General features: G+C 59.5%; 25 protein-coding genes. 11 read left to right on the plus strand and 14 right to left on the minus strand.

Features of this window, described 5'->3' with window-relative positions; genetic code table 11:
• The first annotated feature begins 2 nt into the window (after positions 1-2).
• From lptC to D3Z90_RS21770, 8 genes are all read left to right on the plus strand, one after another.
• Positions 3-575: an LPS export ABC transporter periplasmic protein LptC gene (lptC, locus tag D3Z90_RS21735; RefSeq protein ID WP_136477969.1), complete on the plus strand. Its 573-nt coding sequence runs from the start codon at positions 3-5 to the stop codon at positions 573-575.
• Positions 562-1,086, plus strand: coding sequence for a lipopolysaccharide transport periplasmic protein LptA (gene lptA / locus D3Z90_RS21740; RefSeq protein WP_133217060.1), 525 nt, complete (start codon positions 562-564; stop codon positions 1,084-1,086). The genes lptC and lptA overlap by 14 nt, the downstream gene beginning before the upstream one ends.
• Positions 1,087-1,812, plus strand: coding sequence for an LPS export ABC transporter ATP-binding protein (lptB, locus tag D3Z90_RS21745; RefSeq protein WP_038614382.1), 726 nt, complete (start codon positions 1,087-1,089; stop codon positions 1,810-1,812). It abuts the gene before it with no gap.
• A 178-nt stretch (positions 1,813-1,990) separates the two neighbouring features.
• Positions 1,991-3,484, plus strand: coding sequence for an RNA polymerase factor sigma-54 (locus tag D3Z90_RS21750; RefSeq protein ID WP_136477970.1), 1,494 nt, complete (start codon positions 1,991-1,993; stop codon positions 3,482-3,484).
• Positions 3,485-3,562: 78 nt separating this feature from the next.
• Positions 3,563-3,871, plus strand: a complete 309-nt coding sequence (hpf, locus tag D3Z90_RS21755) for a ribosome hibernation-promoting factor, HPF/YfiA family (protein WP_028942831.1) — start codon at positions 3,563-3,565, stop codon at positions 3,869-3,871.
• A gap of 12 nt (positions 3,872-3,883) precedes the next feature.
• Positions 3,884-4,348, plus strand: coding sequence for a PTS IIA-like nitrogen regulatory protein PtsN (gene ptsN, locus D3Z90_RS21760; RefSeq protein ID WP_136477971.1), 465 nt, complete (start codon positions 3,884-3,886; stop codon positions 4,346-4,348).
• Positions 4,349-4,350: 2 nt separating this feature from the next.
• On the plus strand, positions 4,351-5,205 hold the full coding sequence (gene rapZ, locus D3Z90_RS21765) for an RNase adapter RapZ (protein ID WP_136477972.1): 855 nt from the start codon (positions 4,351-4,353) through the stop codon (positions 5,203-5,205).
• Between the two features lie 20 nt (positions 5,206-5,225).
• The gene (locus D3Z90_RS21770; RefSeq protein WP_136477973.1) at positions 5,226-5,498 is read left to right on the plus strand and encodes an HPr family phosphocarrier protein; all 273 of its coding nucleotides are present in this window, start codon (positions 5,226-5,228) and stop codon (positions 5,496-5,498) included.
• Between the two features lie 17 nt (positions 5,499-5,515).
• Here D3Z90_RS21770 and D3Z90_RS21775 read toward each other — a convergent pair whose 3' ends face one another.
• The 6 genes from D3Z90_RS21775 to pmbA all read right to left on the minus strand — a co-directional run bounded on the left by D3Z90_RS21775 (position 5,516) and on the right by pmbA (position 10,812).
• Entirely contained in the window at positions 5,516-6,409 is an 894-nt protein-coding gene (locus D3Z90_RS21775) for a ZIP family metal transporter (protein WP_136477974.1), read from the minus strand.
• An 11-nt stretch (positions 6,410-6,420) separates the two neighbouring features.
• Positions 6,421-7,032 carry a superoxide dismutase gene (locus D3Z90_RS21780; RefSeq protein WP_136477975.1) on the minus strand — a complete coding sequence of 204 codons (612 nt, stop codon included), beginning with the start codon at positions 7,030-7,032 and terminating at the stop codon, positions 6,421-6,423.
• Between the two features lie 2 nt (positions 7,033-7,034).
• Entirely contained in the window at positions 7,035-7,496 is a 462-nt protein-coding gene (locus D3Z90_RS21785) for a hypothetical protein (RefSeq protein WP_136477976.1), read from the minus strand.
• 20 nt (positions 7,497-7,516) lie between these two features.
• Positions 7,517-8,893, minus strand: coding sequence for a class II fumarate hydratase FumC (fumC, locus tag D3Z90_RS21790; RefSeq protein ID WP_136477977.1), 1,377 nt, complete (start codon positions 8,891-8,893; stop codon positions 7,517-7,519).
• On the minus strand, positions 8,886-9,287 hold the full coding sequence (locus tag D3Z90_RS21795) for a FagA protein (protein WP_136477978.1): 402 nt from the start codon (positions 9,285-9,287) through the stop codon (positions 8,886-8,888). The genes fumC and D3Z90_RS21795 overlap by 8 nt, the downstream gene beginning before the upstream one ends.
• A 178-nt stretch (positions 9,288-9,465) precedes the next feature.
• Positions 9,466-10,812 (minus strand): metalloprotease PmbA, encoded by a 1,347-nt coding sequence (gene pmbA, locus D3Z90_RS21800; protein ID WP_136477979.1) that lies wholly within the window; start codon positions 10,810-10,812, stop codon positions 9,466-9,468.
• Between the two features lie 108 nt (positions 10,813-10,920).
• On the opposite strand from pmbA, the gene yjgA reads away from it, so the two are divergent.
• Entirely contained in the window at positions 10,921-11,442 is a 522-nt protein-coding gene (gene yjgA / locus D3Z90_RS21805; protein WP_136477980.1) for a ribosome biogenesis factor YjgA, read from the plus strand.
• 42 nt (positions 11,443-11,484) lie between these two features.
• On the opposite strand, the gene tldD is transcribed toward yjgA, so the two are convergent.
• The 8 genes from tldD to mreB form a co-directional block, all read right to left on the minus strand.
• Positions 11,485-12,924 (minus strand): metalloprotease TldD, encoded by a 1,440-nt coding sequence (gene tldD, locus D3Z90_RS21810; RefSeq protein WP_136477981.1) that lies wholly within the window; start codon positions 12,922-12,924, stop codon positions 11,485-11,487.
• 2 nt (positions 12,925-12,926) lie between these two features.
• Positions 12,927-13,778, minus strand: coding sequence for a carbon-nitrogen hydrolase family protein (locus D3Z90_RS21815; protein WP_136477982.1), 852 nt, complete (start codon positions 13,776-13,778; stop codon positions 12,927-12,929).
• 14 nt (positions 13,779-13,792) lie between these two features.
• Entirely contained in the window at positions 13,793-17,602 is a 3,810-nt protein-coding gene (locus tag D3Z90_RS21820; protein WP_136477983.1) for a YhdP family protein, read from the minus strand.
• Positions 17,603-17,687: 85 nt separating this feature from the next.
• Positions 17,688-19,145 carry a ribonuclease G gene (gene rng, locus D3Z90_RS21825; protein WP_045184755.1) on the minus strand — a complete coding sequence of 486 codons (1,458 nt, stop codon included), beginning with the start codon at positions 19,143-19,145 and terminating at the stop codon, positions 17,688-17,690.
• Between the two features lie 76 nt (positions 19,146-19,221).
• Complete coding sequence (locus D3Z90_RS21830; RefSeq protein WP_136477984.1) at positions 19,222-19,827, minus strand: nucleoside triphosphate pyrophosphatase; 606 nt, start codon at positions 19,825-19,827, stop codon at positions 19,222-19,224.
• 34 nt (positions 19,828-19,861) lie between these two features.
• Positions 19,862-20,350: a rod shape-determining protein MreD gene (gene mreD / locus D3Z90_RS21835; RefSeq protein WP_136477985.1), complete on the minus strand. Its 489-nt coding sequence runs from the start codon at positions 20,348-20,350 to the stop codon at positions 19,862-19,864.
• On the minus strand, positions 20,350-21,354 hold the full coding sequence (gene mreC / locus D3Z90_RS21840; protein ID WP_371922330.1) for a rod shape-determining protein MreC: 1,005 nt from the start codon (positions 21,352-21,354) through the stop codon (positions 20,350-20,352). Before mreC ends, mreD begins: the two co-directional genes overlap by 1 nt.
• Positions 21,355-21,568: 214 nt before the next feature.
• On the minus strand, positions 21,569-22,606 hold the full coding sequence (gene mreB, locus D3Z90_RS21845; protein ID WP_008371426.1) for a rod shape-determining protein MreB: 1,038 nt from the start codon (positions 22,604-22,606) through the stop codon (positions 21,569-21,571).
• Positions 22,607-22,809: 203 nt separating this feature from the next.
• Here mreB and gatC point away from each other — a divergent pair, with 203 nt between their 5' ends.
• On the plus strand, positions 22,810-23,097 hold the full coding sequence (gene gatC, locus D3Z90_RS21850) for an Asp-tRNA(Asn)/Glu-tRNA(Gln) amidotransferase subunit GatC (protein ID WP_136477987.1): 288 nt from the start codon (positions 22,810-22,812) through the stop codon (positions 23,095-23,097).
• A gap of 16 nt (positions 23,098-23,113) precedes the next feature.
• A complete protein-coding gene (gene gatA, locus D3Z90_RS21855) occupies positions 23,114-24,565 on the plus strand; it encodes an Asp-tRNA(Asn)/Glu-tRNA(Gln) amidotransferase subunit GatA (protein WP_136477988.1) in 1,452 nt (483 codons plus the stop codon).
• Positions 24,566-24,574 lie beyond the last annotated feature (9 nt).

A 24,574-nucleotide genomic window follows, 5' to 3' on the forward strand; every position in this document is an offset into this window, starting at 1 on the left:
ACATGTTCAGTAAAAAGATTCGAACCATTGCGCTGTTCAGTGTGATCGCCGCCTTGCTGGTGGCGGTCGGCTACTGGAACATCAGTCCCGAGACCTTCCTCGACAAGCCCCAGGCGACCGTCGACAAGAACGCAATCGATTACTACGCCACCAATGCCCACAGCGTGCAGTTCCTGCCTGATGGCAAAATGCAGTACGAGATGACTGCAGATAAGGTCGAGCACCTCATGGTCAGCGAAGTGACCTTGCTGACCAAGCCGGACCTGCAGATGTATCGCGGCACCACCTACCCTTGGCATGTGCAAAGTGAAAAGGGCGAGGTCAATCCTGACGGCACTGAAGTGGAACTGATCGACTCGGTACGGGTTGCCCGGACCGATGAAAAGAACCGCACCATGATCATTACCAGCAGTCGCATGACCGTATTCCCGCAGAAGCAATATGCTCAAACCGAGCAAGCCGTTAGAATCGACGGCGCCGGTGGCGTCACTACGGGCAATGGAATGAAAGCGTATTTGAAAGAAGGCAGGATGGACCTGCTTTCTAACGTAAGAGGACAGTATGAGGCTCGTTAAAACCCTCCCCTTTTTGCTCAGCCTGAGCGCAGCACTGGGAAGCGCGAGCGCCTGGGCCCTGCCGAACGACCGCGATCAGCCTATCCGTATCCAGGCCGACAACGCGCATCTGGATGACAAGAAAGGCGTTGCCACCTATACCGGCGACGTCATCATCACTCAAGGGTCGATGATGATCAAAGGCAATACCGTAACCATCACGCGCGCCGAATCCGGCGATATCGACGTGGTGACTTCGGTGGGCAACCTGGCCTACTTCGAGCAGCAGCAGAGCGCCGCCAAGCCCGACAAAATGCAAGGCTATGCCGTGACCATCCAGTACCAGGCACAAAAAGATCTGGTCGTGCTCACCGACCGTGCCAAGGTAGTCAACGAAGGCAATACCACCGAAGGCGAGAAGATCGTCTACAACACCAAGTCCCAGGTAGCGACTGCCGGTCGTGGCGGCAACGTGACCACGCCGCGCCAACGTATCGACATGGTGATCCAGCCGAAGAAGAAGGCCGAGTAAATGGCGACCCTCAAAGCCCAGCACCTGGCCAAGAGCTACAAGAGCCGGCAAGTGGTACGCGACGTCAGCCTGTCTATCGACAGCGGCCAGATCGTCGGCCTGCTAGGCCCTAACGGCGCCGGCAAGACCACCTGCTTCTACATGATCGTTGGCCTGGTCCAGGCCGATCAGGGCCGCGTCCTGATCGACGACCTGGATGTCAGCCACCAGCCCATGCATGGCCGCGCACGCGCCGGCATCGGCTACCTGCCGCAAGAAGCCTCGATCTTTCGCAAGCTTTCGGTTGCCGACAACATCATGGCGATCCTCGAGACCCGCAAGGACCTCGACACCGCCGGACGTCGCAAAGAACTGGAAAGCCTGCTGCAGGAATTTCACATCAGCCACATTCGCGACAACCTTGGCATGAGCCTTTCCGGTGGCGAACGTCGCCGCGTGGAAATTGCCCGCGCCCTGGCTACCGCGCCGAAATTCATCCTGCTCGATGAACCCTTTGCCGGTGTCGACCCGATTTCGGTCGGTGACATCAAGCAGATCATCCACCACCTCAAGGCCAAGGGCATCGGTGTGTTGATCACCGACCACAACGTCCGAGAGACCCTGGATATCTGCGAAACAGCTTACATCGTCAATGATGGTCAACTGATTGCCGAAGGCGACGCAGAGACTATCCTGGCCAACGACCTGGTCAAAGAGGTCTACCTGGGCCACGAGTTCCGCTTGTAAGTTCGAAGCGACCAGCATTTGCCTTGGGCTGCTGATCCGGTGAAATCCGGCTTAATTGGTACGGCACCCTAGGCAAACGCTCCAATTTCAGGCATATAACTTGCTTAAAGTTGGCGCTTCGGTGCCCTTGTAGTGGATGGCGCATGTGCGCCGGCGAAAAAGGTGTTAAGCCCCTGCCATGAAACCATCGCTCGTCCTAAGAATGGGCCAGCAACTGACGATGACTCCTCAGTTGCAACAGGCTATCCGACTACTCCAGCTGTCTACCCTGGACCTCCAACAGGAAATCCAGGAAGCGCTGGAGTCGAACCCGATGCTCGAACGCCAGGAAGAAGGCGAGGACTTCGATAACAGCGACCCGATGGCGGATAACGCCGAAAGCAAGCCTGTCGCCGAAGTCCAGGACAGCAGCTTCCAGGAAACCACGCAAACTGTGGATAACCTGGAAGATGGCGAATGGAGCGAGCGCATACCCAACGAACTTCCCGTCGATACCGCCTGGGAAGACATCTACCAAACCAGCGCCAGCAGCCTGCCCAGCAACGACGATGACGAGTGGGACTTCACCACCCGTACGTCGGCGGGCGAGAGCCTGCAAAGCCACCTGCTCTGGCAGTTGAACCTGGCGCCGATGTCCGATACCGATCGGCTCATCGCCGTTACCCTGATCGACTGCATCAACAGCCAGGGCTACCTGGACGAAACCCTCGAGGAAATCTGCGAGTCCTTCGATCCCGAGCTGGACATCGAGCTCGATGAAGTCGAAGCCGTGCTGCACCGTATCCAGCAGTTCGAACCGTCCGGAATCGGCGCGCGCAACCTCAGTGAGTGCTTGCTGCTGCAATTGCGCCAGCTGCCAGCCAATACCCCCTGGATGGCCGAATCCCAGCGACTGGTGCGAGACTTCATCGACCTGCTCGGCAGTCGCGACTACAGCCAATTGATGCGCAGGATGAAACTCAAGGAAGACGAGTTGCGCCAGGTCATTGAACTGGTCCAGAGCCTCAACCCTCGCCCGGGCTCGCAGATCGAATCCAGCGAGCCCGAATATGTAGTCCCCGACGTAATCGTACGCAAGGACAACGAGCGCTGGCTGGTCGAACTCAACCAGGAAGCCGTGCCGCGCCTGCGGGTCAACCCGCAGTACGCAGGATTCGTGCGCCGCGCCGATACCAGTGCCGACAACACCTTCATGCGCAACCAGTTGCAGGAGGCTCGATGGTTCATCAAAAGCCTGCAGAGCCGCAACGAAACCCTGATGAAGGTTGCCACCCAGATCGTCGAGCACCAGCGTGGTTTCCTCGACCACGGCGACGAAGCAATGAAGCCATTGGTCCTGCACGACATCGCCGAGGCGGTGGGCATGCACGAGTCGACCATTTCTCGGGTCACCACGCAAAAATACATGCATACACCTCGGGGAATTTACGAGCTGAAGTACTTTTTCTCCAGCCACGTAAGCACCTCTGAAGGCGGCGAGTGCTCGTCTACAGCGATTCGCGCGATCATCAAAAAACTGGTTGCAGCGGAAAATCAGAAAAAGCCATTGAGTGACAGCAAGATCGCTGGTTTACTGGAGGCACAAGGCATCCAGGTAGCCCGTCGCACCGTCGCCAAGTACCGCGAGTCCCTCGGCATTGCACCGTCGAGTGAACGCAAGCGACTGATGTAGCCCCTAGGATCGCCACAGCAGTTCAGTGGCAGGCGCAACACCTGCCTCTTATGCACGGGCAACAAAAGGAGAAGCTGTATGCAAGTCAATATCAGTGGACAGCATGTAGAAGTCACCCAGCCGCTGCGCGAGTACGTCGAACAGAAACTGAAACGGCTGGAAGGGCACTTTGACAAGATTACCAACGTAACGGTGATCATGAAGGTCGAGAAACTGCAGCAGAAAATTGAAGCAACGCTGTTTATTCCCGGCGGCGAAGTGGTTGCAAATGCCGAACACACAGACATGTATGCAGCGATCGACGCCTTGACCGACAAGCTCGACCGCCAACTGAAAAAACACAAGGAAAAACAGCAAAGCCTGCTGCAAGGTGCAGCGGCCCGCTGATCCCCCTCATCCATGATCCGACTTGAAACCATCCTGACCCCCGGCCGTTCCTTGGTGAACGCGCCGGGTGGCAGTAAAAAGCGCGCCCTCCAGGAAGTCGCCACCCTGATCCACCGGGAAGTTCCGGACCTGGAGATGCAGATCGTTTTTGAAAGCCTGTTTGCCCGGGAGAAACTCGGGTCGACCGGATTTGGTAATGGCATTGCCATTCCACATTGCCGCCTCAAAGGTTGCACTTCCCCCATCAGCGCCCTGATACACCTGGAAGCACCGATCGACTATGACGCCATCGATGGCGCCCCGGTCGATCTGCTGTTTGTCCTGCTGGTTCCCGAAGCGGCTACCGATGCGCACCTCGAGCTGTTGCGCCAAATTGCCAGCATGCTCGACCGAAAGGACGTGCGTGACCGGCTACGTGCCGCCCAGAGCAGTGAAGCCCTGTACCAGGTTGTACTGGACGTACAGAACGAGCACTGAACATGCGCCTGATTATCGTCAGTGGCCGATCCGGCTCCGGCAAGAGCACCGCCCTCGCAGTCCTGGAGGACCACGGCTACTACTGCATCGATAACCTGCCTGCCGGACTGCTGCCGCAGCTGGCTGAAAACGCCCTGATCAACACCGAGTTGATGCAGCCGAAAGTGGCAGTGTCGATCGATGCGCGTAACCTCCCGAGTCACCTGACTCGATTCCCGGAACTTCTGGAGGACGCCCGAAGCAAGCACATTCAATGTGATGTGCTGTACTTGGATGCCGATGAAGAAACGCTGCTCAAGCGCTTCTCGGAAACCCGCAGGCGCCATCCGCTGACTAACGCCAATCGCTCGCTGGCCGAAGCGATCAAGGTCGAAACCGACCTGCTGGGGCCGATTGCCGACCTTGCCGACCTGAAGATCGACACCACCAACCTGAACCTCTATCAGTTACGTGACTCGATCAAGCTACGCCTGCTCAACCAGCCGGAGCCTGGTACTGCATTTCTGGTCGAGTCGTTCGGTTTCAAGCGCGGCATGCCGGTGGATGCCGACCTCGTGTTCGATGTGCGCTGCCTGCCCAACCCTTACTGGAAGCCGGAACTGCGTGATCACTCCGGGCTCGAACAGCCTGTTATCGATTACCTCGCTGCACAGCCTGATGTCGAGGAAATGTACCAGGACATCTCCAGCTACCTGCTTAAATGGTTGCCACGCTTTGCCGCCAGCAACCGCGCTTACGTAACCATTGCCATTGGCTGTACCGGGGGACACCACCGTTCGGTTTATTTGACTGAACGCCTGGGCCAGTTGCTGCAGCAATCCTTGAAGAATGTCCAGGTTCGCCACCGCGACCTCTAGCCCACAGGACCACCGCCGCGATGCCCGCTCGTGAAATAACCATCATTAACAAGCTGGGGCTGCACGCCCGGGCTGCGGCAAAGTTTGTCGGCGTGGCCGGACGCTTCCCCTGTACCGTGCGCGTCGGTCGAGCCCCCGACAAACTGGTGGACGGCAAGAGCATCATGGCGGTAATGATGCTCGCCGCGGGCAAAGGTACCCAGGTTCACTTGCACACCGAGGGTGAAGATGAAGATGCAGCGCTCACGGCACTGATCGAGCTGATCAACAACTACTTCGACGAGGGCGAGTAAGCGCCCTCGCCCGCCTCTCAAGACAAGGCCGTATCCATCACCATCATCAGGCAGAAGCCCACGCAAAGCCCCAGGCTTGCCAGGCGATGATGACCGTTGCTGCGTGACTCGGGAATGATCTCCTGGGTCACCACCAGCAACATGGCCCCAGCCGCGCAGGCCAAGCCAAGCGGCAACAGCACCTGCGCCACCGTCACCAGCCAGGCACAAATCACCGCCGCCACCGGCTCGACCAGTCCAGATGCCGCACCAATGGCGAAGGCCTTGAACCGGGCCATACCGGCGCCAGCCAAGACCAGGGCAATCACCAGACCTTCAGGCACGTCCTGCAGCGCGATGCCCATCGCCAGACTGTCGGCATCGGCCATCCCACCGCCTGCCGACACGCCGATAGCCATGCCTTCCGGAATGTTATGAGCGACGATGGCAATGACGAAAACCCAGATTCGCGCTGCAATCACCGGCTGTTGGGCGTTGCCCACCAACGCCTCGGGCGATGCGCCGGAGACTTTCAGGTCGACCAGGTAGATACAGAACGCACCGAACAGCAAACCGAAGCTGATCATCCCTCCGGCGCCCCATTTGCCCAGGCCAATCGCCTGAGCGGCATCGAGGCCGGGAATGACCAGGGAAAACGCAGTCGCCGCCAACATTACCCCTGCACCAAAGCCCAGCAACGTATCGGCCAAGGCAACCGGCATACTGCGGATTACCAACACCGGTACTGCACCCAGAGCGGTGCCCAGCGCACACAAGGCGCCTCCTTCCAGCGCGCGCATCATTCGTGGCTCAAGGTCGAGCCAGGCAAAACCCTGGGCCACCAGCAGTGCAAAGCCTACCAGTAACAACACAGTACCCAGCGCCAGGCGAAACAAGCGCACGCTGCCAATGGACATCACATCTGAACGCATACCGGAGCGACTCACGCCAGGGCAGTTACATAGCGGCGTTCTACTTCGGACCAATCGATCACGTTGTAGAAAGCATTGATGTATTCAGGGCGACGGTTCTGATACAGCAGGTAATACGCATGCTCCCAGACATCCAGTCCCAGAATTGGTGTATTGCCATTCATCAGCGGGCTGTCCTGGTTGCCACTGCTCTCCACGACGAGGGTCTTTTCCGGCGTTACGCTCAGCCACGCCCAGCCGCTGCCGAAGCGGGTCAACGCAGCCTTGGTGAAAGCATCCTTGAAGGCCCCAAAGCCCCCCAGTTGCGCATCGATCGCCTCGCCCACCGTCCCAAAGGGTTCACCGCCTCCCTGAGGAGACATTACCGTCCAGAACAGTGAATGGTTGGCGTGGCCGCCGCCCTGATTGATGACCGCAGCCTGAAGCTTGTGCGGCAATTGTTTGACTGCAGCCACCAGCGCTTCCACCGGCCAATCAGCCCACTCGGTCCCTTCGACCGCGGCATTGAGATTGTTGATGTAAGTCTGGTGGTGCTTGCTGTGGTGGATTTGCATGGTCTGGGTGTCGATGTGCGGTTCCAGCGCATCGTAGGCGTAAGGCAATGCAGGCAAGGTGTAAGGCATACTCAGTGGATTCCATATTGGTGTGCTGAAGACCCGGCGCTTTCCTGACCGGCCAGTACCACCGGTTGCGGGCCATGACTGTGAAGCAGGCGTTCGGTTCGCGGGTACTGCCCGTACTCGCTGATGAAATTCAATAGCTCGGTGTAGGTTTTACTGCTATGACGTAGCGCCGCTTGGCGCAGTGCAGGGGCCAGACGCTGATCCTGCATGGCCTGCAGCAACCGCTGGTGGACAGCGCAGAGGTATTCCGCGCTCTCCTGCGGTTGATTCAGGCGCAAGTGCAGATCGGCCAGGTTGTGATGCGCGATCACACACACGGCAACCGCTTCGTCGGCGTCATGCCAGCGCTCGAATAACACCTGGGCCAGGGCCAGGGCCTGCAGATACAACTCGCGGGCATCTACCAGCTCACCTTGTTCGAACAGGCGGTTGGCGATCTCGGTGGTGCGTTTCCAGTGCTGCATGACAAACCTCCAGGGCGGTGTCAGATACCGCCAGCAGTGAGCTTTTCCGGGTCCAGCAGTACTTCAAGTTGGCTACGCGACAGATCGGTGTGTTCCAGGGCCACGTCGATAATCGGGCGCCCCTGCTTGTAGGCGGTCTTGGCGATTTCTGCGGCCTTCTGGTAGCCGATGATCGGGTTCAACGCGGTGACCAGAATCGGGTTGCGCGCCAACGCCTCCTTGAGCTTTGGCGCGTTGACCTTGAAGCTGGCAATCGCTTTGTCCGCCAGTAAGCGGCTGACATTGGCCATGAGCTCGATGCTGCTGAGCAGGTTCTGGGCAATGATCGGCAGCATCACGTTTAGCTCGAAGTTGCCCGACTGACCGGCCACGGCAATGGTCGCGTCATTGCCGATAACCTGGGCGGCTACCATCGCAGTGGCTTCCGGAATCACAGGGTTGACCTTGCCGGGCATGATCGAAGAGCCAGGTTGTAGGCCCTCAAGCTCGATCTCGCCCAAGCCTGCCAGTGGCCCGGAGTTCATCCAGCGCAGGTCGTTGGCGATTTTCATCAGAGCGACGGCAGTGGTCTTGAGCTGACCCGACAACGCAACAGCGGTGTCCTGCGAGCCAATCAACGCAAACAGATTTTGCCCCGGCGTAAACGGTACTTGGGTGAGCGTCGAAAGCTGTTGGCTGAAGTGCGCAGCGAATTGCGGGTGGGCATTAATCCCGGTCCCCACCGCTGTACCGCCCTGGGCCAGTGCCTGCAGAGCGGGCAACGTCGACTCAAGGTGTGCGACTGCGGCCGAAATCTGCGCCGCCCATCCACCGAGCACCTGGCTCATGCGCACGGGCATCGCATCCATCAGATGGGTGCGACCGGTCTTGATGAATGGATGCACTTCAACTGCCTTGCGCTCGATCACCTGTACCAGATGCTTCAAGGCCGGCAGCAGCTGCTCGTGCAATGCCAGAGCGGCGCTCACATGAATCGTGGTGGGGATGATGTCGTTGCTGCTCTGCCCGCAATTGACGTGGTCATTCGGGTTGATATTGTCGCCAAAGATACGAGTCGCAAGAGTGGCAATCACCTCGTTGGCGTTCATGTTCGAGCTGGTGCCGGAACCAGTCTGGAAGATATCCACCGGGAAGTGCTGGATAAAATCGCCGGCCAGGAGCTGCTCTACCGCCTTGACGATAGCGTCGCCCTGGCCTGCTTCCAATTGTTCGAGTTCGACGTTGGCCTTGGCGGCAGCGGCCTTGGCCAACAACAGTGCACGAATGAACTGGACGGGCATGCGCTGTTGGCTAACCGGAAAGTTGTTTACCGCGCGCTGGGTTTGAGCGCCATACAGGGCCTCGGCCGGCACCTGCAGTTCACCCATGCTGTCACGCTCGATACGGGTATTACTCATCATCAAGTCCTTGCATCAGTTCAGCGAAAGAAATCGAAGGCAGCAGCGTGCAGTTCGCCAATTGCAGGGCAAGAGGCTGCCAACGCTGGCCATGCTCGCCACCATCGAGCTTGCGCAACTGCAACAGTGGCTTCCAGGCCTGGTCCAGGCACAGGCAGCGCCAATGCCAGGGCAGCATGCGATCGCAAGCGGTATCCAGGAGCAAGCGGAATGAGGTCAGGGCGACGGTCCATGCCGAAGTCTCGGTGCAGCACACCAGATAGCGACCTTCAGCCAGGTAATGTTCGATCAAGCGCGGCTCGTCCGGCTCCATCGCACAACGTATACGGCGACTGAGCCAGCGCCAGTTTTCAAGGTAGGGCAATTCGTGAAGGACAGGTTTCATGAACATCATCGCCTAGATAATGATATTCATTATTAGGTGATAATCATAATCAGTTCAAGATGAGCAAAGCAGAAAAAACAAAAAGCCCGACACATGGCCGGGCTGCTTGGGGAGGCGCGGGATTGCCCCGCGCTCAATTATTTCACTGAGCAAACACACTCGCGGGACAAACCCGCGTATCCGTAAATCAGCTGCCGGCGACGGTCATCCGTTCAATCAACACCGAGCCCGTATGAATATTGCTGCGGGTTTCCAGGTCGTTCCCGATCGCGACAATCTGCTGGAACATATCTTTCATATTGCCGGCGATCGTGACTTCTTGTACCGCGAACTGAATTTCGCCATTCTCGACCCAGTAGCCTGCTGCGCCTCGTGAGTAGTCGCCCGTCACCATGTTCAACCCGTGCCCCATCAGTTCGGTCACCAGCAGCCCTCGGCCCATGCGCCGAATCAGTGCCGCCTGATCCTCCACACCGTGAGTTACGTATAGGTTATGCACGCCACCGGCATTGGCGGTGCTCGGCAAGCCAAGTTTGCGTCCGGAATAAGTCCCCAGAACATAGGACACCAACTCGCCTTTTTCGACGAACGGTTTGGCGTAGGTCGCCAGACCATCGCCATCAAACGCCGCGCTGCCCAGGGCGCGCATCAGGTGTGGACGCTCATCCAGGGTCAGCCAGCTGGGAAATAGGCGCTGGCCCATGGTCCCCTCCAGGAACGACGACTTGCGATACAGGCTGCCTCCGGAAATCGCCGAGAGGAAACTGCCGAACAAGCCACCGGCAAGTTCAGCGGAAAACAGCACCGGCACTTCGCACGTGGGAACCGGACGTGCGCCCAGCCGGCTGGCCGCCCGCTGTGCGGCACGCTGGCCGATGCTGCGCGGATCGGCGAGCAACTCACCCTGGCGATTCACGTCATACCAATAGTCCCGCTGCATCTGCCCGTCGGCTTCGGCAATCATTACGCAACTGAGGCTGTGGCGAGTCGATGCATAGCCACCGATAAAGCCATTGCTGTTGCCATATACGCGGCAGCCTTGGTGGGTGTTGAGGGTGGTGCCGTCGGCGTTCTTGATTCGCGTGTCGGCGTCGAACGCGGCGGCTTCGCAAGCCAGCGCCTTCTCGATAGCCTGCTCAGGGGTGATGTCCCAGGCGTGATACAGATCGAAGTCCGTCAGGTCACGCGCCATTAACGCCGGGTCAGCCAAGCCGGCACAGTCGTCTTCGGAGGTGTGCTTGGCGATTGCCAGGGCGGCCGCGACGGTCTCGCGTATGGCCTCGGCACCACTGGCCGAGGTACTGGCCGAACCTTTGCGCTGACCGACATACAGGGTGATGCCAAAGCCCTGATCACGGTTGAATTCCACCGTTTCCACTTCACGCTGGCGCACCGACGTCGACAAACCCTGCTCCAGCGAGACCGCCACTTCACAGGCGCTGGCCCCCTGGCGCTTGGCTTCGGCAATAATCTGCTCAACCTGCTCCTGCAAGGCTGGCAGGGCCTGTGGACCTACGCTCTGGACTACACTCATGGTTTTCTCCACTCAAATTCTGCGTTCGGCATGGGTCAATCTACGACCGGACCGGACAAGCGGCCCCCGACTGGTTATCATGGCGGCGATTCTCAGCGGACTGCCCCCATGGTTGATTCTTACGACACCGCCTTTGACGGCGAAAAAAGCAAAACTCAGGTAAAGCGCGAAATGCAGGCCCTGGTCGAGATGGGCGAGCGCCTTACGACGCTCAAGCCCGATATCCTGGCCAAATTGCCGTTGACCGACGAACTGCGCGCCGCTCTGGAAGAGCACAAGCGGCACACCGCCAACGAGGCGAAAAGACGCCATCGGTCGTTCATCGGCAAGCTCATGCGTGATCAGGACATCGACGCCATCACTGCGCTTCTTGACCAACTCGACGCATCCTCCCGTCAGTACAACGAGCGTTTCCACAACCTTGAACGCTGGCGCGACCGACTGATCAATGGCACCGACGATGTCCTGGAGAAATTCGTCCAGGAATTCCCCGATGCTGATCGCCAGCAACTGCGCTCGCAGATCCGCCAGGCCCAGCACGAGTTGAAAACCAACAAGACGCCGACCGCCAGCCGCAAGATCTTCAAGTACATCCGCGACCTCGACGAGCGCCAGCGCGGCCTGCGCTGACCCTTGCTACCGGGCAGGCAACCTGCCCGCCCGGTCTCAATTTCATGCGCCCGTGCCACCAACGGTGATCGCATCGATCTTCAACGTCGGCTGGCCCACGCCAACCGGAACCGACTGACCATCCTTGCCACAGGTGCCGACGCCGCTGTCCAGGGATAAATCATTACCCACCATCGACACTCGGCTCATGGCCTCCGGACCATTACCAATCAAGGTCGCACCTTTGACCGGTGCGGTGATCTTGCCGTCTTCGATCAGATAGGCTTCGCTGGTCGAGAACACGAACTTGCCACTGGTGATATCCACCTGACCACCACCAAGGTTGGCGCAATAGATACCGCGCTTGACCGACTTGATGATTTCTTCAGGATCACTTTCACCGGCACGCATATACGTATTGGTCATCCGTGGCATCGGCAAGTGCGCATAGGATTCGCGACGACCGTTGCCCGTGACCGCCATACCCATTAGACGCGCGTTGAGCTTGTCTTGCATGTAGCCCTTGAGAATGCCGTTTTCGATCAACGTGGTGCATTCGGTCGGGGTACCTTCGTCATCCACACTCAACGAGCCACGACGCCCTTCCAGGGTGCCATCATCGACAATCGTGCAGAGGTTGGAGGCGACCTTCTGGCCTATCATCCCGCTATAGGCTGAGCTGCCTTTGCGATTGAAGTCGCCTTCAAGGCCATGGCCTACCGCCTCGTGCAGCAAGACCCCAGACCAACCGGAACCCAACACCACTGGCAACGTGCCGGCCGGTGCAGGAATAGCGTCGAGGTTGACCAAGGCCTGGCGCAGCGCCTCACGTGCAAAGCCCATGACCCGCTCGTCGGTGAAGTAGCGATAGTCGGTGCGACCGCCGCCGCCATGACCACCGCGCTCACGCCGGCCGTTCTGCTCAACGATCACACTGACGTTGAAACGCACCAGTGGCCGTACATCCGCAGCCAGGCTGCCATCGGCCGCGGCGATCAAGATACGTTCCCAGACCCCGGCCATGCTCACTGTGACTTGTTGGATGCGTGGATCCAGCGCCCGCGTAGCGGCGTCGACACGCTTGAGCAGCTCGACCTTTTCTGCCCGGCTGATTACTTCCAGCGGGTTATCGGTACCGTAAAGCTGGACGATCTCCTGACTCTTGAATGCCTGGACACTGCCATTTTGCCCGGCACGGGAAATCGAGCGAGCGGCTCGGGCAGCCGACGTCAGCGCTTCGAGGTTGATGGCGTTGCTGTAGGCGAAACCGGTTTTTTCACCGGATTGGGCCCTGACACCGACGCCTTGGTCGAGGTTGAAGCTGCCTTCTTTGACGATTCCGTCTTCAAGTGCCCAGGATTCGGAAATCTGTCCCTGGAAATACAGGTCGGCGGCATCGATACCCGGGCCGGCCAACTCACCCAGCACGGACTGCAGGCTATCGAGGGTGAGCCCCCCCGGCGCCAGCAGGTGCTCGCTGACAGTGGATAACATCTCGCTCATAGTCACTCCGAGGTGTGCGCAGGCCGCAAGGCGTCCTGCGAGAAAAAGCGCCGGTGCAAGGCCACCGGCATCCGCGCCCGAATGGACGCCTGTTCGCTGCTGTCGCGTTCGGCCAACAGCACCGCCTCACCGCTGGCCTGTTCGGCGACGATACGCCCCCAAGGATCGATGATCGCCGCATGACCATAGGTTTCACGCGGCCCCGGGTGAGTACCGCCCTGGGCGGCTGCCAGCACATAGCATTGGGTTTCAATCGCCCGAGCGCGAATCAATACCTCCCAGTGAGCCGCACCGGTTACCGCTGTGAATGCCGCGGGCGCACTGATCAACTCGGCCCCGGCGGCGCGCAAGGCGCTGTAGAGTTCGGGAAATCGCAGGTCATAGCATACGCTCAAGCCCAACCGACCAACCGGCGTATCCGCCACTACCACCTGGGCGCCGTGAGCATAATCATCTGACTCTCGATAGCGGCCACGGTTGTCAGCGACATCGACATCGAACAGGTGAAGCTTGTCGTAGCGTGCAACGGTTTGGCCGTGATCGTCGATCAACAGCGAACACGCATGCGCCTTGGCGTCGGGCAGTCCTTGCGGTGGCAAAGGCAAGGTACCGGCCACCACCCATAATTTGAGGTCGCGAGCAGCCTGTTTCAACCAGGGCAGAATCGGCCCGTGCCCGAGTGCTTCGGCGCGGCCGATGGCTGCACTGTCGCGCCGTCCCATCGCGGCGAAATTCTCAGGCAACACCGCGAGGCGTGCACCGCGTTCAGCCGCCTGTTCGAGCAACTGCCGGGCGCGCTCGAGATTGGCCGAAATATCGCTCTGGCTGACCATCTGGATCACTGCTGACTTCATGCGCGCTCCCGAGGCTACTTGTTGAACGGTTTTACAAAGCTGATTTTAGGCTCTTTCCAGGGACCTTCGACGCGATAGTGCACGCTTGCATAGCGAGACACTCGGTCACCCAACAAGCGATCGACCAGAAACAGCGCCCCCCCCACTGCCGGCGCCCCCACGATCAAGGCCGCCAACGGCAAGTTGTTGGTGACCGGCAAACTCACCTGCAGGTTGGCATCGACGCGGTCACGCACCATGTCCAGAGTACCATCGAGCTCAAAGTTGCTCGAAGGCCCAGTCACGGTGATCGGCTCTCGTGTCACATAGACACCTTCGCTGGCTACCAGCAGGCCTTTGACTCGGTCGTAACTCAGGCCTTTGTCGAACAGGTCGGAGAAGTCCAGCCGCAAGCGTCTGCCAATGGAATTGAAGTTGAGCAGGCCAAATACTCGCAACGCCTGGGCGCCCCCTTCGACTTCAACGAACTGCCCCTGGCGCAGGGCGGCATCGAGGCTGCCGGATAGCCGCGCCAGGCTGACCCAGGCTGGCGAGCCTGGCCAACGCGCATCGACATCCAGACGAAAGTCACGGCTGGTAACGGTCGGAGCGAAGTTCCAGGCTTTGAGCACATCCGCGAGGTTCTTGCCCTCCAGGCGGCCCTTGTACCAACTGGTACTGGCGCCCGGTGCGCCTTCCCAGCCCCCGCTACCATCGATCTGCAAGCCCTTGAGGTTGAGGTCCAGGTCATTCAGTGCAATGCCCTTGGCCGTCGATCGCACTTTGACCGCCGCACTGCCAAGTAAATCATCGCCACGAAAAAGCCTGTCGATGCTCAGGTCGATAGAAGGAATTTTGCGAGGATCGATACTGGCCATTGGATCAGGGGCATTGGGTACAGTAATTTCGGCCGGGTCCTGAGGTGGCAAATGAATGGTCTGCAGATTGACCACCAGCGGTGCGCCCTTGGCATCAGGCAGGCGAGCATTTCCGATGACTTCCTTACTGTCCAGACGCAGTGCCCAGTTATTGCTGTTTCGCACCAGGCTTACCACCGCCTGGTTCAGCTCCAGGCCTACGCCCTTGAGGCGATTGATACTCAGGTTGACGCCACGCAACAGTTGCCGGGCGCTGCCACTTGGATCATCGCCACCCAAGCTTTGCGCTTGCTGCTGCCAGGGAGCCAGGTCCAGTTCAGCCAGGCGACCACGCACCTGCACGCCCTGGCCTCCAGGCAGTTGCGCGTTACCACTGCCAAACACCAGCTCACCACGCCCTTGGTCAAGTTTGTCCATGGGCGCGGCATAGACCATGTTGGCGACGTCTGCGAAGCTGAAGTTGAAGCGTCGCTCAGGCCCCTGCAGGCTCATGCCGAACTGGCTGTCGCGGGTTTCGTTGGCAGTCTTGCCGAACGGGGCAGGCAAATTGATAGTCAGGCCCTTGAGTGTGGAGTCGACCTTGAGTTGGTTATCTTGACTCCCCAATGACAGTTGCAGTTGATACGGCAGTTCTCCGGCAAGCGGCAAGGCCTGTTTGACCTGCAACCACTGGGTCAATGCTGTGAGTGCAACCTGACCCTTGGCCTGGATCCGGGTCTGCAATTGGCCGGGTTTGCCTTCGGCAAAGATCTGCGCGGTGATCGGCTTGTCGAATACCCGCGCACTGATGTTCTGACCGCTGAGACCCTTGGCGTAATCGAAACGGAACGCACCTTTGAGGTGGTTCAGTTCGAGCAAAGGAGCAGCGATTTTCAATCGTGCGTCGCTGGTGTCGAAATCCACCATTACTTGCGGTTGCTGCCCCTTGGCCAAAGGCACGTCCAACTTGATCTTGCCGTTCAGGCTACCCTGTCCTTCCCAGCCGGCGAACATGGCAGCGGTCCCGATCGGCGCCTCCTGAAGGATTTTCAGGCCGTCGCCCAGGCCTCCGTCAAAGGCGCCATCCAGGTACATATGAGTGTGCTCGCCACTGGCGACATGCGGGATATTGACCTGTACATCACTGACTTGGGTATCGAGTAGCTGTCCACTCCTGGCGTTGACCCGCACGCCATCGTCGTCGATGAACACTTCACCATCGACCTTTTGTACCTGCGGCCAACCAGGCTGGAAATCCAGCGCAGCATCATGAACCTTGAAGAACAGGCTGATGCTGCGCGCCTGCTCTGACGCGCCATGATTGAGCGAGCCCTGGTACTGGAAGTAACCCTCATCGACTGCGCCTTTGAGAATCGCGGTACGCAGCCATTCATCCAATGCCGGGCTCAAGACCTCAGGCAAGTACTTGGCGGTGTAGCGACCGTCGCCCTCGACCAGGCCGACACGCAAATCCATGTAGTCTTCACGCGCCTCATCGAACAGCAGGCGAATGAGGAAGTCACCGGCGATCTTGCCTTCTTCGCCCAACACCTTCAGGTACGGCGCGATGAGGGTGAAACCTTCCTGGTCGAGACGCCAGGTGAGCAGCGCATTGGCTTTCTGGTAATTCCACGGTTTGGCGAAAATAGGGTCCAGGTGCAGCATGAAGGCGTCGGTGTCCAGGCGCAGCTCGCCGTGGCCCAGGTCACCGCTGATACTGCCGCTGACATTTCCCGCTGCCGGTGCGCCGTGATAAGCATCGAAGCCCACTCGCTCAAGATTGGCAGCGAAACTCAAGCGTTGATCCCCACTTGCCTTGGGCCGGATATCCAGCAAGACGTTACGCAAACTGCCGGTAACCTTGAGCCCCTCGACCGCGGCCATGCCCTGTTCGGGCAACGGTGCCAGTGATTCGATCAGCGGTGTAAGCGGGGTCAGGTTCAAACGATCGGCCTGAACCCTCCAGGTTTCTTCTGAACTTTCACTGGCCGCGGTCTGACTGAGCTGCAAGCGCGACTCCCAGCGTGTCTTGCCCAGGCTCATGGCCAACGAATCGATCTTTGCATCAAAACCTTGCGCCGAACGCTGGAACCAGCCATTGAGCGCCAGGTTTTCCACCTTGGCTTCTTTGCGATCACCATAGGCAGCGCGCAATTGAGGCGCGTTCAGGCGAACCACAGCGCTCTGCATCTGGCCTTTACCCCAGTTCAGCCAGAACTCACCACCCGCTTTGAGCTCCTTGGCCTGCCATTGCCCAAGCAGCCGAGGCGGCAACCAGCGGGCCCAATCGCTCTGGGGCAGACTGAGATAGGCATCGACTTGACCATCGCGCCATTGTTGCGCACGCACGCGACTGCGCAAACTCATGGCCACCGGCTGGCCGTCCGGCAGGGTCAGGCGCAGATCCAGACGCTGGCGCACACTCCCGGTCTGCAGGCCAAGGCTGACATAGGTAAGGGTCATTGGTTCGTGCTGGAACGGCTCGAGGGTCACCTGGCTGTCGAGCACAGTAATCTTCGACACCGCTTGCATGCGCTGCAGCAACTGCTCGGGGTCGAGCGGTTGATCATCGGTTTTCGGCAGCCCGTCGAGGGTCCAGGCCCCCTGTTCATCTTCGCGCAGGCTCACGTGCAGGCCGCCTATTTCCAGGTTGGCCAGGCGCACCTGTCGCTCGCTCAAGCTGGCCCACAGATCAGGGACTGCCTTGACCCCATCGAGGCGCAACGCCGTGGCGCCCTCGCCCACTTGAATGTCATTGACCACCAGCACTGGGGCCAAGCCATTCCAGTGCCCTTCCAGGCTACCGATGTGCACGGGCATGCCCAAGGCCTGCTGAGCCTTGTCTTCAATCTCGGCACGGTATTCGGCCACCAGCGGCACCAGTTGCCGGCCAAGGCTGACATACAGTGCTACCAGCACCGCCAGCAAGGCACATATCCCCAGGCCCCAGCGGGTCATCGCGCCAAGAACGCGCATTAGACGTTCCATGGCAATGGCCCTCCAACTCGTGCGTTAACTATGGCCGCAACCGAGTACTTTTCCAGCCCTCGGTGCGACCGGATGCATTCAGACGTCAGAGCAGCACCACATCGTATTGTTCCTGGGAGTACATTGACTCGACCTGGAAACGAATGGTTCGACCAATGAAGGTCTCAAGCTCGGCGACGTTGCCCGACTCTTCATCGAGCAGCCTGTCGACTACCTTCTGATTGGCCAGCACTCTATAGCCTTCAGCCTGATAGGCCCTGGCCTCGCGGAGGATCTCGCGGAAAATCTCGTAACAAACTGTCTCCGGAGTTTTCAACTTGCCCCGCCCCTGGCAGCAATGGCATGGCTCGCACAGAACCTGCTCGAGGCTTTCGCGGGTACGCTTACGGGTCATCTGCACCAGGCCAAGTTCGGTGATACCGATGATGTTGGTCTTGGCGTGGTCGCGCTCCAATTGCTTTTCCAGGGTCCGCAACACCTGGCGCTGGTGCTCTTCATCTTCCATGTCGATGAAATCGATGATGATGATGCCGCCTATGTTGCGCAGGCGCAGCTGGCGGGCAATGGCGGTGGCGGCTTCGAGGTTGGTCTTGAAAATGGTCTCTTCAAGGTTGCGGTGGCCGACGAACGCCCCGGTATTGACGTCGATGGTGGTCATCGCTTCTGCCGGGTCTACCACCAGATAACCGCCTGACTTGAGCGGTACCTTGCGGTCCAGCGCACGCTGAATTTCATCTTCGACGCCATACAGGTCGAAAATCGGCCGTTCGCCTGGATAGTGCTCGAGGCGATCGGCAATTTCGGGCATCAATTCGCCGACGAACTGCGTGGTTTTCTGGAAGGTTTCCCGGGAATCAATCCGGATTTTCTCAATTTTCGGGTTGACCAGATCGCGCAGGGTTCGCAACGCCAGACCGAGGTCTTCATAGATTTCCGTTGGTGCCCCAACCGTCTTGATCTGCGCACCGATCTGATCCCAAAGCCTGCGCAGATAACGAATATCCATGAGAATTTCATCAGCGCCCGCCCCTTCTGCCGCCGTACGCAGAATAAAACCGCCGGCATCCTGGATGTTTTCCTGGGCAACGCAATCGGTCACTACCTGCTTGAGTCGCTCGCGCTCGGCTTCGTCTTCGATCTTCAGGGAAATACCGACGTGACTGGTACGCGGCATGTACACCAAGTAACGCGAGGGGATCGACAACTGGGTGGTCAGCCGTGCGCCCTTGGAGCCAATCGGGTCTTTGGTGACCTGCACTACCAGGCTCTGGCCTTCATGCACCAATGCGCTGATGCTTTCCACAGACGACCCTTCGCGCTGGGAAATCTCCGATGCGTGAATGAACGCTGCGCGATCCAGGCCAATATCGACAAACGCCGCCTGCATTCCAGGCAACACGCGAACCACCTTACCTTTATAGATATTGCCGACGATACCGCGCCGTTGCGTACGCTCGACATGCACCTCTTGAAGAACACCGTTCTCCACCACCGCCACGCGTGATTCCATCGGTGTGATATTGATCAGAATCTCTTCACTCATGGCAGGCTCTCGTCAAAGGACTTCAGTAATGATGGATCGCTCTGAGGCGACTGGCTAGCAACGGCATTGTCCTCAATCAACGGGCCGACAACGACTGCCAACAAGGAATGGCGAATTGCCCCAGCAATGCGGCGGTTTCACTCAGCGGCAAACCCACCACTGCCGAATAACTGCCTTCTATGCGCTCAACGAATATCGCACCCAGGCCCTGGATGGCATAGGCTCCGGCTTTATCCATGGATTCGCCGCTGGCCCAATAGGCTTCGGCCTCCTGCCTGGAGATCGTGCGAAAACGTACCAGGCTGGCGACGCAAACACTCAGGCAGCGCTGTTGGTCTGCCAATGCAACAGCCGTCAGCACCTGGTGCTCGCGCCCGGAAAGCGAGAGCAGCATCGCCAAGGCGTCGTCGCGGTCGACAGGCTTGCCCAGGATCTGGCCATCGAGGACTACGGCGGTGTCTGCACCCAGCACCGCCAGGTGAGCACTCGTGTCCATTGGCGGCAGAGCGGCCAGTCCGGCCTTAGCCTTGGCTACGGCCAGGCGCTCGACGTATGCGGGTGCCGCCTCATCGGGCAGCGGACTTTCGTCCACCGCCGCACTAAGAGTAGTGAAGGGTACGCCGATCTGGGTCAGCAACTCGCGGCGGCGGGGTGAACCGGAGGCCAGGTACAGCTGGGTCATCGTGACTTCTCCCTGTCAACGTCGGGAAGCGGGCTCAGTTGATGCTCAGACGCAGTCGCAGTCCGCGCAGGGCAAAGCTGATCCACGGCCATAGCAAGGCACTGATGACCGCCGACCAGATCAGGGCAAGCGTCGGCAGACGGTTGCCGGTAAGTGCGCTCAACCATAGCTGTACCAGTTGGGCCAGACCGAAGATCACCAGGATCACCAGGCTCTGTTGCCACATCGGGAACATCCGCAGGCGCTGTTGCAAGGTCAGCACCAGGAAAGTAATCAGGGTCAGTACCAGCGCGTTCTGCCCCAGCAAGGTGCCGTACAGCACATCTTCGGCAAGTCCCAGAAAAAAGGCTGTGGTCATGCCGACTTTATGCGGCAGGGCCAGGGTCCAGAACGCCAGCAACAGTGCCAGCCACATGGGGCGGAAGACTTCCATGAACTGCGGCAATGGCGAAACGCTGAGCAACAGGCCCAACACAAACGTTAGCCAGACCACCCAGCCGTTACGGCTGCGAGTACTCACCATCAGTGTCTCTCCGGGGTAGGTGTCGGGGCAGTTGCGGCCGGAGTTGTCGCCGGTGCGGGCGCTACGCCTGGTGCCTGGCCGTTGCTAACAGGCGCTGCTGGCGTTGTGCCGGCCGCCGGAGCAGGTGCTGTAGCAGCGCCGGGCTGTGCAGCATCACCACTACCCGGCAAGCCTTGGCGATCCGCTGCCTCCTGAGCCATGGCGGCATCGGCGGCACGCTGCTCGGGGGTACGGCTGTCGGTGAACACCAGCAGCAAGTAACGGCTGCGATTGAGTGCTGCAGTCGGCACAGCCCGGACGATGGCGAACGGCTGGCCGGAGTCGTGGATGACTTCTCTTACCGTGGCCACCGGATAACCGGCTGGGAAGCGCTGCCCGAGGCCGGAGCTGACCAACAGGTCGCCTTCCTTGATGTCGGCAGTGTCAGCGACATGCCGCAGTTCCAGGCGCTCGGGATTACCCGTGCCGCTGGCAATTGCGCGCAAGCCGTTACGGTTCACCTGCACCGGGATACTGTGGGTGGTGTCGGTGAGCAGCAATACACGCGCGGTGTAGGGCATCAACTCGACCACCTGCCCCATCAAGCCCCGGGCATCGAGGACGGGCTGCCCCAACACCACGCCGTCCCGCTCGCCCTTGTTGATCAGGATGCGGTGCGTGAACGGATTGGGATCGACACCGATCAGCTCGGCGACTTCGACTTTCTCATTGACCAATGCTGAGGAGTTGAGCAGTTCGCGCAGGCGCACGTTCTGCTCGGTAAGGGCGGCGAGTTTCTGTACGCGCCCTTGCATCAGCAAGGCTTCGGTCTTGAGTTTTTCGTTTTCGGCGACCAGCTCCGTGCGGCTGCCAAACTGGCTGGCGATACCCTGCCACAGGCTCTGCGGCAAGTCGGTGATGTGATAGGACTCCATCAACACCAGACCCATCTGGCTGCGTACGGGCTTGAGCAACGGGAAGCGCGCATCGACCACCATCAAGGTGATAGACATCACAACCAGCACGAGCAGGTGCACGCCCAGCGAAGGGCCCTTGGCGAAAAGCGGTTTAATAAGCCGCTCCTCGTGGAAGACGATTCAAGAGGTCATTCATACGGCAAAGCACCGGCCTGCTTGCGGATTGACAGAAAATGACGCCCACGCGGACGTCAGCCCAGCACATACAGGTAGCACTGTGGGCACTACCTGTAAACCGGGCGGCATGTTTACTGCAGCCAGCTTACTCGCTGGAGAGCAGGTCCATGGTGTGTTTATCCATCATTTCCAGGGCGCGGCCACCGCCACGAGCAACACAGGTCAGCGGGTCTTCGGCAACGATAACCGGCAAGCCGGTTTCCTGGGCAAGCAGCTTGTCCAGATCGCGCAGCAAGGCGCCACCACCGGTCAGGACCAAGCCACGCTCGGCGATGTCCGAAGCCAGCTCCGGCGGCGACTGTTCCAGCGCGCTTTTGACCGCTTGAACGATTGTCGCCAGGGACTCCTGCAGTGCTTCGAGCACTTCGTTGGAATTCAGGGTGAAAGCACGAGGCACGCCCTCGGCCAGGTTACGGCCGCGAACATCGACTTCACGCACTTCACCACCTGGGTAGGCAGTGCCGATTTCCTGTTTGATGCGCTCAGCCGTGGACTCACCGATCAGGCTGCCATAGTTACGACGCACATAGGTCACGATCGCTTCGTCGAAGCGGTCACCGCCCACACGAACGGATTCGGCATAGACCACACCGTTGAGAGAGATCAGCGCGATTTCGGTAGTACCACCACCGATATCGACGACCATCGAACCACGAGCTTCCTCGACCGGCAGGCCGGCACCGATAGCGGCAGCCATCGGTTCTTCGATCAGGAACACTTCGCGGGCACCGGCGCCCAGCGCCGACTCACGGATGGCACGGCGCTCGACCTGGGTCGATTTGCACGGCACACAGATCAGCACCCGCGGGCTTGGCTGCAGGAAGCTGTTCTCGTGAACCTTGTTGATGAAGTACTGCAGCATTTTTTCGCAAACGCTGAAATCGGCGATGACGCCGTCCTTCATCGGACGAATGGCAGCAATGTTGCCGGGCGTACGGCCCAGCATACGCTTGGCTTCGGTACCTACCGCGACGACACTTTTCTGGTTGCCGTGAGTACGAATGGCCACAACCGAGGGCTCATTCAGGACGATACCGCGCTCACGCACGTAAATAAGGGTGTTGGCAGTGCCCAGGTCGATGGAAAGATCGCTGGAAAACATGCCACGCAGTTTCTTGAACATGGGAAAGTGACCCTAGGCAACGCGTGGGTAAAAAAGTGCGGCAAACTCTAACAACGGCGGGGATTTTGGGCAAGGCGCCAATATGTTAAATTGGCAGTTTTTCCGAGCAAGCCAGCGCACAATCGCGGCCTTATGACCGTAAATCCGCCAGCATGTTCCTCATCGCGGACCAAATCCGTTTTTTGTTTCCCCAGGAGATCCCCATGGCGCTTGAACGCTGCGACGTGGAAAAGATCGCTCATCTAGCCCGACTGGGCCTGAATGAAGCCGATCTACCACGCACTACCGATGCCTTGAACAGTATTCTGGGACTGGTCGACCAGATGCAAGCAGTCGACACCACTGGCATCGAGCCACTGGCGCATCCGCTGGAAGCCAATCAGCGCCTGCGCGCCGATGTGGTAACAGAAAGTAACCATCGAGACAGTTACCAGGCCATCGCCCCGTCGACGGAAAACGGCCTGTACCTGGTTCCGAAAGTCATCGAGTAAGGGAATAGAGCCTGCCATGCATCAACTGACCCTGGCCGAGATCGCCCGCGGACTCGCCGACAAGAGCTTCTCCTCCGAAGAGCTGACCCGCACCCTGCTGGCGCGGATCAACCAGCTCGACCCACAACTGAACAGTTTCATCAGTGTCACCGAAGAGCTGGCCATCAGTCAGGCTCGTGCGGCTGATGCCCGCCGTGCGGCGGGCGACAATGGCCCTCTGCTCGGCGCGCCAATCGCCCACAAAGACCTGTTCTGCACCCAAGGGATCCGCACCAGCTGTGGCTCGAAGATGCTCGACAACTTCAAGGCACCTTATGACGCCACCGTCGTCAGCAAGCTGGCCGAAGCCGGCACAGTGACCCTTGGCAAGACCAACATGGACGAGTTCGCCATGGGTTCGGCAAACGAATCCAGCCATTACGGCGCGGTGAAGAACCCATGGAACCTGGAGCACGTACCGGGCGGCTCGTCCGGCGGTTCGGCCGCGGCTGTGGCTGCGCGCCTGCTGCCGGCGACTACCGGCACTGATACCGGCGGATCTATCCGACAGCCGGCTGCGCTGACCAGCCTCACAGGCCTGAAACCGACATACGGTCGTGTTTCACGCTGGGGCATGATCGCCTACGCATCCAGTCTCGACCAGGGCGGCCCGCTTGCTCGCACTGCCGAAGACTGCGCACTGATGCTGCAAGGCATGGCCGGTTTCGACGCCAAGGACTCCACGTGCATCGATGAGCCGGTACCCGACTACAGCGCCGTCCTGAACGGCTCGCTCGAAGGCCTGCGCATCGGCCTGCCGAAGGAGTACTTCGGAGCGGGCCTGGACCCACGTATCGCCGACCTGATCCAGGCCAGCGTCAAGGAGCTGGAAAAGCTCGGTGCCGTGGTCAAGGAAATCAGCCTGCCGAACATGCAGCACGGGATTCCGGCCTACTACGTCATCGCCCCTGCCGAAGCTTCGTCCAACCTGTCGCGTTTCGACGGCGTACGTTTCGGCTACCGCTGTGAGAACCCGGCTGACCTGACCGACCTGTACAAACGCTCCCGAGGCGAAGGCTTCGGCCCCGAAGTACAGCGTCGCATCATGGTGGGTGCCTATGCGCTCTCGGCCGGCTACTACGACGCGTATTACCTGCAAGCGCAGAAAATCCGCCGCCTGATCAAGAACGACTTCATGACAGCGTTCAACGACGTCGACGTGATTCTCGGCCCGACCACGCCAAACCTGGCCTGGAAGATCGGCGCCAAGAACAACGACCCGGTCGCTGCGTACCTGGAAGACGTCTACACCATCACCGCCAACCTGGCGGGCCTGCCGGGCCTGTCCATGCCAGCCGGTTTTGTCGATGGTCTGCCGGTCGGCGTGCAGCTGCTCGCCCCGTATTTCCAGGAAGGCCGCCTGCTCAACGTCGCGCACCGCTATCAGCAAGTGACTGATTGGCACACCCGCGCACCTAACGGCTTCTGAGGGATCACC

Origin of the sequence: Pseudomonas sp. DG56-2 (assembly GCF_004803755.1) — a bacterium.
Taxonomy (GTDB): domain Bacteria; phylum Pseudomonadota; class Gammaproteobacteria; order Pseudomonadales; family Pseudomonadaceae; genus Aquipseudomonas; species Aquipseudomonas auratipiscis.